Annotated in this window: 12 protein-coding genes and 1 pseudogene; 8 read left to right on the top strand and 5 right to left on the bottom strand. The window is 71.2% G+C overall.

The features are described 5' to 3' along the window. Positions 1-266: 266 nt before the first annotated feature. Positions 267-899: a hypothetical protein gene (locus KO353_RS03435; protein WP_218286363.1), complete on the top strand. Its 633-nt coding sequence runs from the start codon at positions 267-269 to the stop codon at positions 897-899. A gap of 9 nt (positions 900-908) precedes the next feature. Here KO353_RS03435 and KO353_RS03430 read toward each other — a convergent pair whose 3' ends face one another. Beyond that, a complete protein-coding gene (locus KO353_RS03430) occupies positions 909-1,844 on the bottom strand; it encodes a glycerophosphodiester phosphodiesterase (RefSeq protein ID WP_218286362.1) in 936 nt (311 codons plus the stop codon). Between the two features lie 166 nt (positions 1,845-2,010). Here KO353_RS03430 and KO353_RS03425 point away from each other — a divergent pair, with 166 nt between their 5' ends. Both KO353_RS03425 and KO353_RS03420 read left to right on the top strand, forming a co-directional pair. After that, the gene (locus KO353_RS03425; protein WP_218286361.1) at positions 2,011-3,012 is read left to right on the top strand and encodes an ABC transporter substrate-binding protein; all 1,002 of its coding nucleotides are present in this window, start codon (positions 2,011-2,013) and stop codon (positions 3,010-3,012) included. A 7-nt stretch (positions 3,013-3,019) separates the two neighbouring features. Continuing rightward, positions 3,020-4,696, top strand: coding sequence for an ABC transporter permease (locus tag KO353_RS03420; protein ID WP_235692008.1), 1,677 nt, complete (start codon positions 3,020-3,022; stop codon positions 4,694-4,696). Positions 4,697-4,700: 4 nt separating this feature from the next. Here KO353_RS03420 and KO353_RS16260 read toward each other — a convergent pair. From KO353_RS16260 to KO353_RS03400, 3 genes and pseudogenes are all read right to left on the bottom strand, one after another. Then, positions 4,701-5,418: pseudogene (locus KO353_RS16260) on the bottom strand (sulfite exporter TauE/SafE family protein). 106 nt (positions 5,419-5,524) lie between these two features. Then, a complete protein-coding gene (locus KO353_RS03405) occupies positions 5,525-6,982 on the bottom strand; it encodes a CYTH and CHAD domain-containing protein (RefSeq protein WP_218286359.1) in 1,458 nt (485 codons plus the stop codon). Continuing rightward, positions 6,975-7,508, bottom strand: a complete 534-nt coding sequence (locus tag KO353_RS03400) for a SixA phosphatase family protein (RefSeq protein ID WP_218286358.1) — start codon at positions 7,506-7,508, stop codon at positions 6,975-6,977. The genes KO353_RS03405 and KO353_RS03400 overlap by 8 nt, the downstream gene beginning before the upstream one ends. Before the next feature lie 159 nt (positions 7,509-7,667). Between KO353_RS03400 and KO353_RS03395 the strand changes: the two genes are divergently transcribed. Genes KO353_RS03395 through KO353_RS03375 form a run of 5 tightly spaced genes read left to right on the top strand, consistent with a single transcriptional unit; the run spans position 7,668 to position 11,848 of the window. Then, a complete protein-coding gene (locus tag KO353_RS03395; protein ID WP_218286357.1) occupies positions 7,668-8,399 on the top strand; it encodes an SDR family oxidoreductase in 732 nt (243 codons plus the stop codon). A 16-nt stretch (positions 8,400-8,415) separates the two neighbouring features. Beyond that, positions 8,416-9,060 carry a DUF6134 family protein gene (locus tag KO353_RS03390; protein WP_218286356.1) on the top strand — a complete coding sequence of 215 codons (645 nt, stop codon included), beginning with the start codon at positions 8,416-8,418 and terminating at the stop codon, positions 9,058-9,060. After that, entirely contained in the window at positions 9,057-10,619 is a 1,563-nt protein-coding gene (locus tag KO353_RS03385) for a cryptochrome/photolyase family protein (RefSeq protein ID WP_218286355.1), read from the top strand. The genes KO353_RS03390 and KO353_RS03385 overlap by 4 nt, the downstream gene beginning before the upstream one ends. Continuing rightward, a complete protein-coding gene (locus KO353_RS03380) occupies positions 10,616-11,398 on the top strand; it encodes an SDR family NAD(P)-dependent oxidoreductase (RefSeq protein ID WP_218286354.1) in 783 nt (260 codons plus the stop codon). The genes KO353_RS03385 and KO353_RS03380 overlap by 4 nt, the downstream gene beginning before the upstream one ends. 3 nt (positions 11,399-11,401) lie before the next feature. Further along, positions 11,402-11,848: a nuclear transport factor 2 family protein gene (locus KO353_RS03375; RefSeq protein ID WP_218286353.1), complete on the top strand. Its 447-nt coding sequence runs from the start codon at positions 11,402-11,404 to the stop codon at positions 11,846-11,848. A 234-nt stretch (positions 11,849-12,082) separates the two neighbouring features. Here KO353_RS03375 and KO353_RS03370 read toward each other — a convergent pair whose 3' ends face one another. After that, complete coding sequence (locus KO353_RS03370; RefSeq protein ID WP_218286352.1) at positions 12,083-12,484, bottom strand: DUF3775 domain-containing protein; 402 nt, start codon at positions 12,482-12,484, stop codon at positions 12,083-12,085. Positions 12,485-12,567 lie beyond the last annotated feature (83 nt).

Below are 12,567 nucleotides of genomic sequence, written 5' to 3'. Positions count from 1 at the left end.
TGTCCGCAAACGCAGGCGAGACCATAAAGACGTAGCTTAAGCATTTGAGATAATAGCTTTGTGGTCTTAGGGCCGGACCGACTCTGCAAGCGTTCGACTGGCCTGTGACGCCGCTTCGTCAACGCATCGTTAGCCACGACATGACTCACGGGATGAGGGAGAGAACGTTAATTCTATTCTAGGTTGAACTTCCCTCTTGAATTTTCCCCAGAGTTGTCCCCAGGATTCCTACCATGGCATGCGTCGCAGACAGGGAACCCTGACTCATGGAGCGACACGCTTCTCTTGACGCGCTGGTGCGGCAGCAGCTGCGCAAGTGGCCCCAGTCCCTGCCCGGTCTTGCCCCACGCGGCGCCGCTCCTCCGACCCTCCGGGCCCGTCCGTCCGATGCGCAGTCCCCGGCATCGCCCTTCCTCAAGATCCCAGGAACCGACCGGCTGCGCACCCTGCCCGACGGGATGTGGCTCCAGTTCGGCGGCACGCCCGAGGAGCCCTGGTGCGACGTGGTCGCGATCGAGGCCTGCTCGTCCTTCCAGAACCTGCTCGACAAACGATCGCGCTTCGCCCCCTCGACCCATTCTCTGCTCGCGATCTGCCCGCTGCCTTGGCTCCTCGGCCCAGTTTCCCCGTCCGACCCGACCCCGCGCTGGCGGCTGACCGGGATCCTCCGGAGTGAGCCCACAGGGCTGCTGACGCTGCCGGTGCGCGACATGCGCGTGCTCTACGGGCTGCGCGAGCGGCACTATGACCACTTCGTCACCGGCCATGTGCCGCATGCGCACGAGTTCTTCTGCCCCATCGGGGCGCTCACCCGCGAAAAGGCCTATGAGGATCCGAGGATGCAGGCGTTGATGGCGCGCCTCTCCTCGGCCGCGAACTTCCTCGACCCGGCCGGCTGAAGCGTCGGTCTAGGGAGAGGCGGCCGGAGGCGGAACCGGCTCAGGCAACGGAAGCCCGAGCCGTGCCATCACCGCGCGCAGGATGTCCGGCCGGTCGGTGATGATGCCGTCCACCTCGAGTGCGATCAGCCGCTCCATCGTCGGCGCGTCATTGACCGTCCAGGGCAGCACGGCAAGACCGAGGCGCTTCGCTTCCTTGAACCTCTCCTCTGTCAGGTCCCGATGGTTGGGGGACCAGATCCGGCCCCCAGCGGCGGCGACCAGACGCGGCGCCGAGCCCCCGTGCGCTGCCGCATCCAGCCCGGCGAGCCAGGGCGAGGGGCGCCCCTCCCGTGACGACACGGTGTCGTGCCCTCCCGACTGCGAGGTCAGGTAGCTCCGCTCGATCTGCGGCCGGTTGTCGCGAAGCCAGGCGAGCGTCCGCCAGTCGAAGCTCTGCACCGTCGCCCGCGCGGTCATGCCGGCCGCCTCGATCGCGTCGGCGAGCGCGCGGGCCATCTCCTCAGGCGGCGCGGTGAGCTCCGGCCGGTCGGGGAACACCTTGGTCTCGATGTTGAACCGCACGCTCGAGCTCGCCTCGCCCGCACGCTTGAGCACCTCGGCGAGGGTGGGGATGCGCGCGCCGTCGGCCGGCACCTGCCCGGGGAACAGGGCGGCGTAGCGCGTCCCGGGGCGGATCCGGCCGACATCGTAGGCCTGGAGCTCGGCAAGGGTAAGCGAGCGGATCGCTGGCCCGCTCCCCTCGAGCCAGGCCCCGCCCGGGGCGCGGGTGATGTCAGGGTTGAGGGTGGGGTCGTGCGAGACGACGAGCACGCCGTCGGCGGTCATGCCAACGTCCATCTCGAGCGTGGTCACGCCGATCGCGAGCGCTCGCGCGATCCCCTCAAGCGTGTTCTCCGGCGCAAGCCCCCGCGCGCCGCGATGACCCTGAAGATCGAACGCCATGCCGTCCCCTCCCGCCACGAGCAGAAAAGCGGCGAGGACGACCGCCGGCCGCGCCGGCCACAGGCTGTCACACACTCTTCACGCTTCCACTCTGCACGACCGGGCTCGCCCCCGCTACAGAGGCGCCCGGACACCCAAGACCGACCATCCGGAGAGCCGTCCCGCCATGTCAACCTGCCTCCCGCGCCGGTTCCTCGCCGCCGCCCTGCTCGCCACTGCCCTGCCGCTCGCGACCCCAGCGGCATCGCAGCCGCTCTCTGGCCGGCTCGTGCTCTACACGAGCCAGCTCGAACCCGATGCCCAAGGGACGGTCGATGCCTTCCGGGCCCGCCATCCCGGGGTCGAGGTCGAGTGGGTGCGCGGCGGCACCAACGCCCTGATCCCCCGCCTGCGCGCCGAGTTCGCCGCCGGCAACCCGCGCGCCGATGTGCTTCTCATCGCCGACAGCCTGACGATGGAGACGCTGAAGGCGGAGAACCGCCTGTTGCGCTGGGCGGAGGCGCCGCGCGGCGGCGTGCCGGCCGACCATGTCGACCCGGAGGGCTTCTACTGGGGCACCAAGCTGATCACGACAGGGATCGTGCGCAACCGCCGCGCGCCGATCGAGATCTCCTCCTGGAACGATCTCGCCGATCCCCGCGCGCGGGGTCTCGTCACCATGCCCTCTCCCTCCGTCTCCGGGGCGGCGCTGATCCATGTCTATGCGATCGTGCAGAACCCGGCTCTTGGGTGGGACTATCTCGAGCGTCTCGCCCGGAACGGGCTCAGCGTCCGCGGCGGCAACGGAGCGGTGATGCAGTCGGTCGCGGGCGGCGAGCGCGCTTTCGGCATGATCGTCGATTTCTTGCCGATCCGCGAGGCGGCGAAGGGAGCGCCGGTCGAGTTCATCTTCCCGAAGGAAGGCGTGTCGGCGATCACCGAGCCGGTGGCGATCCTCGCGGGAACGCGGAACGAGGCGGCGGCCAAGGCCTTCGTCGCCTTCCTCCTTTCGCGCGAGGGGCAGGAGCTCGCCGCGCGTCAGGGCTTCCTGCCGGCTGACCCAGCCGTCGCCCCGCCCGCTGGCTTTCCCGATCCGCGGTCGATTACAGTGATGCCGCTCGATCCGCGTCGGGCGCTCGCCGAGGCGGACGCCGTGCAGCGGCGCTTCGCCTCCCTGATCGGCCAGTAGCGCCGGCTTGGCGGTCAGCGTCGGGGAGCGGCTCCTGCGGCCGCTACTGCTCGCCTGGGTGGGCGTCGTCTCCGCCCTGCCGATGGCGCGCCTGCTTCTCGAAGGGGTCTCGCCGTCGCTGCCCGGGGCGGAAAGCGATCTCGCGCTTGCCGTGTTCGGCGATGCCCGGGTCTGGCGCGCCGGGCGTCGGACACTCGAGGTCGCTGTCGCGGCGACGGCGTTCTCGGTGATCGTGGGCGCCGCGGCGGCGCTGGCTCTTGGGCTGTGCGCCCTGCCGGGGCGGCGGGTGCTCACCGTCCTGTTCGTTCTGCCGATGCTTGTGCCGCCGCAGATCGCGGCTCTGTCCTGGACCGGCGCTCTCGGGCCCTCCTCGGCGCTCCTCAACGCGCTCGGGCTCGCGCCGCCGCTCGGCACGCCCCATCCGCTCTACTCGCCCGGCGGGATCGTGCTCCTGCTCGGCGTGCAGCACGCGCCTCTGGTGTTCCTCGCGGTGAGGGGCGCGCTTCGTCGCTTTCCCGCGGGCCTCATCGAGGCGGCGCGGCTTGCCGGCGCGGGGCGGGCGCAGGTGTTCGGCGGGATCGTGCTGCCCCTGCTCAGGCCGGCGCTCGCCGCCGGCACCGCTCTCGCCTTCATCGCCTCGATCGGCAATTTCGGCATCACCGCCCTGATCGGGATCCCGGCCGGCTACACGGTTCTGACGGTGATGATTTGGCAGCGTCTTGCCGGGCTCGGCCCGGCCGGCCTCTCGGAGGCGGCGCTGATGTCGCTCCTTCTCGCGGCGCTTGCGGCCCTTGCCCTCGCCTTGGAGGCCTTCTCCGGGCGGCGGGGCCGACGCTTCCTCACCTCAGGCGCGACCGCGTCCGCCCCGCCCTTCCCGCTCGGGCCCTGGCGCTGGGCGGTGCTCGCGCTGCTTGGGCTCTACCTCGCCGCCGTGCTCGCGCTGCCGCTTGCGGCCCTCGTCTCGACCGCTCTCGTCCCTGCGGCGGGCGTGACCCTTTCGGCGTCCACGGTGACGGTCGCGAACTTCGTCTCGGTCCTGTTCGTGCAGCAGAACACCATCATCGCCTTCCGCAACAGCCTCCTGCTCGCGGCTTTGTCGGCGCTGATCCTCGTCGCGATCGCGCTCGTGATGGCCCGGGTGCGCCTGCCCCGCGCGGCGCGGTTCGCGATCGACCTGCCCTACGCTCTGCCGGGGGTGTGCGTCGCGGTGGCCGCGATTCTCGTCTATCTCCGCCCTCTGCCGCTCCTTGATGTGTCGCTCTATGGCACGCTCGCCCTGATCCTGATCGCCTATCTCGCCCGGTTCCAGGCGCTGGCACTGAAGCCGGTAGAAGCCGCCGCGGCACGGCTCGACCCCGGCCTGGACGAGGCGGCACGGCTCGCCGGAGCGGGACCTTTGCGTCGCCTTGCGACCATCTCCCTGCCCCTACTTGCGCCGGCTGCCGCGGCGGCGGCGATCCTTGTCGCGCTCACTGCTCTCAACGAGATCACGCTCTCAATCCTGCTCTATGCCTCGGGAAGCCAGACGCTCGGCGTGATCGTGTTCGGCCTGAACGACGGCGGGGCGGTGGGCCAGGCGGCGGCGGTCTCGGTCGTCTCGCTCGTGATCGTGCTCGTTCTGATGGGGCTCGCGAGCCTCGCTGCGCGGCGCCTTCCGCCCGGCACGCTGCCCTGGAGCCCGTGAGCGCTCAGCCGAGCGCCGTCGCCGCCATGCGCGCCGCGACCACGACCAGAAGAACGGCGAAGCCGCGGCGCGGCAGCCCTTGGTTGAGGCGATGCGCAAACCGAGCGCCCGCGCCGGTCGCAAGCATCGCAAATGGAACGATCACCGCGAGCGCAGGCAGGCTGACATAGCCGAGCGAAAACGGCGGCATCGCCGGGTGTGGCGGTGCTGCCATCACCACGGCGGTTCCCGGCACGGCGATCACGAGCCCGAAAACCGACGCGGCGCCGACGGCACGCAGGATCGGCACACCACATCACCATCACCGGTACGCCAACGGTTCCGCCGCCGATGCCCATCAGCGCCGCGACCAGACCTAGGGCGACGCCGATCGCCGCTGCCACCGACCGCTCCGGGAACTGCTCGCTCAGGCGAAACCCGGGTCCCGCAAGCCCAAGCAGCAGCGCGGTGGCGAAGGCGAGCGCGGCGAAGATCAGGCTCAGGGTCTCGCCACCAAGCCACACCGCGAGGACAGAACCGATTGCCGACCCGATCAGGATCGGAGCGGCGAGGCCGCGCACGAAGGCGACGTCGACCACCCCGTGGCGCCAGTGTGCGCGCGCGCCGAGAAGACTGGTGGGAATGGTCGCCGCCAGCGAGGTCGCAACCGAAAGCTTCTGCCTGACCGCCTCGTCAACCCCTACAAGCGGAAGGAAAAAGGAAAAGGCGGGGACCAGCACCACCCCGGCACCGATGCCGAACAGGCCAGCGAGAAAGCCGGCGGCAAGCCCGGCGAGGGCGAGGGCGCCAATGACGAGAGCGTGCCCCTACGCCAGGTCGTGACCGGGCTCAGCCCTCCCAGAACAGCTCGCGGCCGAGGAACTTCTCCCAGGCAGCGAAGGCCGCCTCGCGCGCGCCGTCGGTCTTCGCCGCGATCCACCCTTCGACGGCGCCGATCGCGAAGGCACGGCCTGGGTCGGGCAACTCGAGCCGGGAGAGCAGGGACGTGGCGACCGCCATGTCGTTGAGATGGCCGAGCTCCTCCTGCACCGCGGCGAGAGCGCGCAGGAAGCGGCGCGCCTTGCGCCCGGCGAAGAGCGGCGCGAACATCTCGCCGGCGTAGCGAAGCCGCTTGGCGTCCAGCCTGAGCTTGTGCAGCTCCGGCGCAGGCAGCCCTGAGAGGTCCTCCCCGTGGCGAAGCACGCGCCTCAGCCTTCGGGTCAGCGTGCGCGCGGCGAAGTCCCGTGCCGGTTCAGGCGCCTCGAGCGGAGCGCGCGCCAAGGCGGCGAGAGAGAGGCAGAGAAGCCGGAAGCCCGGAGCGTCGAGCGCTGCGCGCAGAGCCTCGTAGGCGGCCTCGCGCTCCGCCGTCGCCGCCTCGCGCAGGGCGGCGATCCGGCCCTCGCCCGGAAAGGCGGCGGCGACCTCGGCGAGGCGCCCCCCGAGGAACACGTCCCAGTCGCGCGCAGGGCCGAGGCAGGCGGCGAGCGCCTTCAGCCCGGCCGAGGCCGCCTCGCCTTCGGAGCCGGCGAGCTCCTTGAACTGAGAGAGCGCGGAGCGAAGCCGGCGCAAGGCCACCCGCATCTGGTGGACGCCGACGGGGCTCTCGCCAGCATGCGCTGCTGGTGCCTGCGCGACCATCGCGAGCGTCAGATGCGACACCACCGCGCGGAAGGCGTCGGCTGTGGTGAGATCGTCAGCAAGGTGCGGCGCGCCCTCGCGCAAGGGTCGAGGCGGCTCGCCGCGGGCGAGGGCGCGCGCCTCCTCGGCGAGGCTCGTGGCCGGGAGGGCGAGCGCCACATCGGCCGCCAGCGCGGAGGCAAGGGCGAACACCGGCTCGCTCCCGCCAGCGAGCGTGAGCCGCGCGATCGGGCGTTCGGCGGCGATGCCGTGCAGCGTCCCGGCGAGCAGCGTCACCCGCACGCCGCCCGCCTCCGCCCGATAGAGCCGCCCCTCGAGCGCGGCGAGCGCCGTCGGCTCCTCCCCCGTCTCGAGCCCGGCATGGGCGGCGATCGCGTCGAGATCGGGCCTCGGCTCGGCAAGCAGCGTCTCGGCGGGCACGGGCATCGGCTCGCCCGGCAGCCAGATGGATCCCTCGGCCGGCATGGCGCGAACGAGACGCTGCACCGCCCCACGACGACGCCGCTCCACCACGACGGCGAGCCCCTCGCGCTCGAGCACGCCGTCGGCCGAGACGTAAAACGAGGCGGTGAAGCCGGCGCTCTGGGGGTGGACGGCAAGAGAGGGGTGGCGAAAGAGCCGCGTCGCCCGCTCGGGCGGCAGCACGAGCTCGAGCGCCGTCTCAGCCATGCGCGGCCGGAAGGTCCTTCGGGCAGAGGAAGCGGACGAGCCGCCCGCCCCCCTCCTCGACGCCCCACCAGGGGGTGGCGATCGCGAACTCGGCCAGCGCCCCGGTCGGATACTTCTCGCCGAGACGCCGCGCGTCTTCCCCGCCACTGGCAAGCCCGGACGGGCCGATCAGGGCGAGCGCGAGGTCGTGCAGGCCGGGATTGTGGCCGATGAGCAGCACGCTCCGCGCCGTCTCCGGCACGGCGTGAAGCATCGCGAGCATCTTCTCCGCCGGGGCGAGGTAGAGCTCGGCGTGCTCGTCAACGAGCGGCGAGCCCTCGAGCGGCTCGATCGCGGCGAGTGTCTCGAGGGTGCGCCGCGCCGAGGAGACGAGCACGATGTCGGGCGAGAGGCCGAGCCGGCGCATCGCCTCGCCCATCGCGGCGGCGTCACGCCGGCCGCGCGAATCGAGCGGCCGGTCGTGATCCGGCAGCCCAGGGTCGTCCCAGGAGGATTTCGCATGGCGCAGCAGCAAAAGCTGTCGCATCGCCTGACCGGACCTTCCTCTGCCCCGCGAACGGCCCGGACCATCGCACGGACGCGGCCTGCCGCCCATACCCGGTGAGCGCGACTTCACGGTTGCGTGGGCAGGGACGCGGCTCGAACGCTCCCCCCCATCTCACGACGGCGAGGGGAGGGGAGAGCGATGGCGGCTGTTCTTGTGTTCGGCGCAACCGGCGGGATCGGCGGGGCGATCGCCGAGGGCCTCGTCGCCTCCGGCCGGGCGGTGCACCTTGCGGGGCGCGACCCGGAACGACTCGCCGCTCTCGCCGCGCGCCTCCGAGCCCCGGCGACGGTGACCGACGTGCTCGCTCCCGGTGCGATTGCCCAGGCCGTCGCCGAGGCAGCGGGGGCGCATGGCGGGGCGCTCGCGGGGCTCGTCTTCGCCATCGGCTCGATCGTGCTCAAGCCCTTGAAGCGGGTGACGGTCGAGGACCATCTCGCGGCCTACAGGCTCAACGTCGTTGCGGCGGCGGAGGCCGTCGCCGCGGCCGAGGCGCCGCTCAAGGTAGGGGGCGGGTCGGTGGTTCTGTTCTCGTCCGTCGCGGCACGATCAGGCTTCGCCAACCACACGGTGATCGGCCCGGCCAAGGCCGCCGTCGAGGGCCTTACGGTCGCGCTCGCTGCCGAGCTCGCGCCGGCGGTTCGGGTCAACTGCATCGCGCCGTCGCTGACGCGCACGCGACTCGCGGCGCCGCTCACCGGCAACGACGCGATGGCGAAGGCGATCGCCGCCCAGCACCCGATCCCGCGCCTCGGCGAGCCCGAAGACGTGGCTGCGCTTGCGCGGTTCCTGCTCGGGCCCGAGGCGGGGTGGATCACCGGCCAGGTCTTTGCCGTCGACGGCGGCCGCTCGAGCTTGCGCACCAAGGGTTGAGACGAAGGAGAGGACCATGCTGCATCGACGCACGCTGATGCTCGCGGCCCCCGCCCTCATCACCTCCGGGGCGAGCCTCGCTGCGATTCCCCCCGGCAACCGGATTGCTTTCCACGTGACCCGGAACGACAGCCCGATCGGCACCCATGTGCTCGACTTCGCGCGCGACGGCGGCGACGTACGCGTCGGGATCGCGATCGACTTCGCCGTGCGCTTCGTCGGGCTGACCGCTTTCCGCTACGTCCACCGAAATACGGAGGTCTGGCGTGGCGACAAACTCGTCTCGATCAACGCCACGACCGACAACAACGGCACCCGCCTTGCCGTGAAGGCGCGCGCCAACGAGCGGGCGATCGAGGTCGAGGGAACCGAATCGGGCGCCTATCTCGCCCCGATCGACGCGGTCTCGACCAGCTACTGGCACGGCGCCTTCCTGCGCGGGCGGAAGATCGACACCCAGGGTGGCAGGCTGCTCGACACGCGCCTCATCCGCCTCGGCGAGGAGCCGATCCCCGTCGCCGGCCGGACCATTCCCGCGACGCGCTGGCGCATCGAGGGCGATCTCGAGCTCGACATCTGGTATGACGCCGCCGGAGCCTGGTCGCGCCTGCGCTTCGTGCGCAGCGACGGGTCGGTGATCCTCTACACGCGCACGGCATGAGCCTCCGACGCGGCCGGACGCTTCGCGTCGTCCTCGGCGACCAGCTCACGCGCGGCCTCGCCTCGCTCGCCGACCTCGACCCGGCAGCCGACACGGTGCTGCTCGCCGAAGTGATGGGCGAATGCACCTACGTGCCGCACCACCCGAAGAAGATCGCGCTCGTGCTTTCGGCGATGCGCCACTTCGCCGCCGCGCTCGAGGCGGAGGGCGTGCGCGTGCGCTACATCAGGCTCGACGATCCGGCGAATACCGGCACGCTCGCGGGCGAGGTAGCGCGCGCGGCCGAGGCGCTCGCCCCGGCCGCGATCGTCGTGACCGAACCGGGCGAGTGGCGCGTGCTCGAGGACATGCGCTCCTGGGAGAGGCTCGCGGGCATCCCCGTCGAGATCCGCGAGGATCGACGCTTCCTCTGCTCTCGGGCCGAGTTCGCCGCCTGGGCGCAGGGCCGGAAGACGCTCCGGATGGAGTTCTTCTACCGCGAGATGCGGCGACGCACCGGGCTTCTGATGGAGGGCGGAGAGCCGGTCGGCGGGGCGTGGAATTTCGATGCCGAGAACCGCAAGCCACTGCCGCGCGGGCTCACCATCCCCAAGCCGCCGCGCTTCGCCCCGGATGCCGTCACCGCCGAGGTGCTCGACCTCGTTGCCCGGCTCTTCCCCGCGAACTTCGGCACGCTCGAGGGCTTCTCCTTCCCGGTCACCTCCGCCGAGGCCGAAGCCGCGCTCGGGGCCTTCCTGCGTGACCGGCTGCCCTCGTTCGGCGACTACCAGGACGCGATGGCGACCGGCGAGCCGGTGCTGTTCCATTCGCTGATCAGCACGAGCCTCAATCTCGGCCTGCTCGACCCACTCAAGGTGTGCCGTCGCGCCGAAGCCGAATGGCGTGCGGGGCGGGCGCCGCTGAATGCGGTCGAAGGCTTCATCCGCCAGATCATCGGCTGGCGCGAATATGTCCGCGGCCTCTACTGGCTGAAGATGCCTGGCTATGCCGCGCTCAACGCGCTCGGGGCGGACCGCGCCCTGCCCGAGTTCTACTGGACGGGCGACAGCGGCATGGCCTGCATCGACGCGGTGGTGCGGCAGACGCGTGACGAGGCCTATGCCCACCACATCCAGCGCCTGATGGTGACGGGCAATTTCGCTCTGATCGCCGGGATCGACCCGGGTGCGGTGAACGAATGGTATCTCTCTGTCTACGCCGATGCCTTCGAGTGGGTGGAACTGCCGAACACGCACGGCATGGCGCTGCACGCCGATGGCGGCATCATGGCCTCGAAGCCCTACGCCGCCTCCGGCAAGTACATCGACCGGATGAGCGACTACTGCCGCACCTGCCGCCATGACGTGAAGGAGACGACCGGCCCGAACGCCTGCCCGTTCAACGCGCTCTATTGGGATTTCCTCGCCCGGCACCGCCAACGCTTCGAGGCCAACCCGCGCATGGCGCAGATGTACCGCACGATGGACCGCATGGGCCCCGCAAAACTCGTGGCGATCCGCGCCCGAGCGGCCGCCTTCCTCGACCGCGTCGCCCCGCGCCTGAAGGACCGGGCGGCGTGACCGCCCCGCGCCCCGCGCGCCCCGAGGACGGGCTCGCCTGGATCACCGGCGCATCCTCGGGGATCGGCCGGCAGGTCGCGCTCGACCTCGCCCGCTCGGGCTGGACGGTGGTGGCCACCGCCCGGCGTCAGGGGGAGCTCGCGCGTCTTGCTGCCGAGGCGCCCCAGGGGCGGATCATCCCGGCGGCGGCCGATGTGACGGATGCGGGCGCGGTCGCTGAAGCCGCGCGGCGCGTCGAGGCCGAGACGGGGCGGCCGATCGCTCTCGCCATCCTCAACGCCGGCACCTACCTCCCCGACAGCGCCGCGGGCTTCGACCTCGCGGCCTTCACGGCCCAAGTCTCCGTCAACCTGATCGGCACAGCGAACGCCCTCGCCGCGGTGATGCCGGCGATGATCGCGCGCCGGTCCGGCCAGATCGCGATCGTCTCCTCCGTCGCCGGCTACCGCGGCCTGCCTCGCGCGATCGCCTACTCCGCCACCAAGGCGGCGCTGATCGCCATGGCGGAGAGCCTACGCTTCGACCTCGACCGCGCCGGGGTGATGATCAACCTGATCAACCCGGGCTTCGTGAAGACGCCGCTGACCGACCGAAACGACTTCCCGATGCCGTTCCTGATGAGCGTGGAGGAGGCCTCGCGCAGGATCGTCGCGGGGCTCGCCCGCGGCCGCTTCGAGGTGTGTTTCCCGCGCCGCTTCGCGTATATCCTGAAGGCCATGCGGATCGTCCCCTACGCCGTCTATTTCCCTCTGGTCGGGCGCGGGACCGGGAGGCGCTGACCGATGGCGGCGACCACGACGCTCAACCCCCGCGCCGCCGCCCTCGCTGCTTGGGGCTCCGCCTGGGAGGGGCTCAGGCCTGGCACGATCGATCATCTCCTCTCGCTCGCCGCTCCCGACATCCGCTTCCGTGATCCGTTCCAGGACGTGCGCGGCCGCGACGGGCTCAAGCGCGTCCTCACCCACATGTTCGAGCGTGTGCCCAACCCGCGCTTCACCGTGACCGACCGCGCCTTCGGCATCGAGGCCGGCTATCTCCGCTGGACGTTCGCCTGGGGCGCCGGCGCGGGCGGGAAGCGGATCGAGGGGATGAGCGAGGTCCATCTCGGGGCGGACGGCCTCGTCACCGCGCATCTCGACCACTGGGACAGCGGCAGCCAGTTCTATGCGACTTTGCCGGTGCTCGGCCCGGTGATCAGGCTTGTGGCGCGTCGGGTCGCCGGCGGCTGACGGCGCGCGATCTCTCCTCACGCGAGCGTTTCTGGTCGCGTTCCATCGGGTCGAGCTGGAGAAGGACCTCGCGCCCGTGCCCGCTGCGCGTCCATGTCTTTCCGCGTCAACCCCGAGGGCCTGCGATCACGCGCAGCGACGTCCTTCAGCCGAACCACTCAGCGCGTGCCGGCCCGCGCTCGCGGCGCTCGGCGGGACGCCTGCCGGCTCGCCCGAGGGGAGGGCGCAGGCGGATCAGAGCCTGCCTTCTTCGTCGGTGAGCGAGATTCCGAACGCGTCGAGCCCCTCCTCGATCAGGTCGGCGAGGTTGGGCGTCTCGAGAAGGTAGGAGACGGCGCGCTCGTCATGCGCCGCGCGCGCCGCCGCGACCGCCTCCGCCCACTCGGACGCCTCGTAGTCCCCGCGCCCGACCCACACGAGAGCGAGAAGCTCGACGATCTCGTCCTCGTTCAGCTCTTCGAGCGCGGCGCGGAGCTCCTCGCGTGTGGGGTTGTCGGAGCTCGATTCGAGGATCCCCATCTGCCCGTCATCGGCGGCGTTCGACCCGTCCTCGAGCCCTTCCGGCGCGACCTGGGCATCGTATTCGCGCGCCTTGACCACGAGATAGGCGAGCGTTTCGCGCGAGATCGAGATCATCGGTGAGCCTCCCTCCGGACGCCGGCGCCGCACGGGCCATGCGAGGATGGTGCCCGAAACGGAGCCAAGGGTGAGAGATGTAT

It is taken from the genome of Elioraea tepida, from assembly GCF_019203965.1.
Taxonomy (GTDB): domain Bacteria; phylum Pseudomonadota; class Alphaproteobacteria; order Acetobacterales; family Acetobacteraceae; genus Elioraea_A; species Elioraea_A tepida.
This window is presented reverse-complemented; position numbering and strand designations above follow the sequence as displayed.

What these genes read in the sequence shown, in the direction of transcription:
- KO353_RS03435 (WP_218286363.1), top strand. Translation starts at nt 267, where the DNA reads ATGGAGCGACACGCTTCTCTTGACGCGCTGGTGCGGCAGCAGCTGCGC.
- KO353_RS03430 (WP_218286362.1), bottom strand. Translation starts at nt 1,844, where the DNA reads ATGGCGTTCGATCTTCAGGGTCATCGCGGCGCGCGGGGGCTTGCGCCG.
- KO353_RS03425 (WP_218286361.1), top strand. Translation starts at nt 2,011, where the DNA reads ATGTCAACCTGCCTCCCGCGCCGGTTCCTCGCCGCCGCCCTGCTCGCC.
- KO353_RS03405 (WP_218286359.1), bottom strand. Translation starts at nt 6,982, where the DNA reads ATGGCTGAGACGGCGCTCGAGCTCGTGCTGCCGCCCGAGCGGGCGACG.
- KO353_RS03400 (WP_218286358.1), bottom strand. Translation starts at nt 7,508, where the DNA reads ATGCGACAGCTTTTGCTGCTGCGCCATGCGAAATCCTCCTGGGACGAC.
- KO353_RS03395 (WP_218286357.1), top strand. Translation starts at nt 7,668, where the DNA reads ATGGCGGCTGTTCTTGTGTTCGGCGCAACCGGCGGGATCGGCGGGGCG.
- KO353_RS03390 (WP_218286356.1), top strand. Translation starts at nt 8,416, where the DNA reads ATGCTGCATCGACGCACGCTGATGCTCGCGGCCCCCGCCCTCATCACC.
- KO353_RS03385 (WP_218286355.1), top strand. Translation starts at nt 9,057, where the DNA reads ATGAGCCTCCGACGCGGCCGGACGCTTCGCGTCGTCCTCGGCGACCAG.
- KO353_RS03375 (WP_218286353.1), top strand. Translation starts at nt 11,402, where the DNA reads ATGGCGGCGACCACGACGCTCAACCCCCGCGCCGCCGCCCTCGCTGCT.
- KO353_RS03370 (WP_218286352.1), bottom strand. Translation starts at nt 12,484, where the DNA reads ATGATCTCGATCTCGCGCGAAACGCTCGCCTATCTCGTGGTCAAGGCG.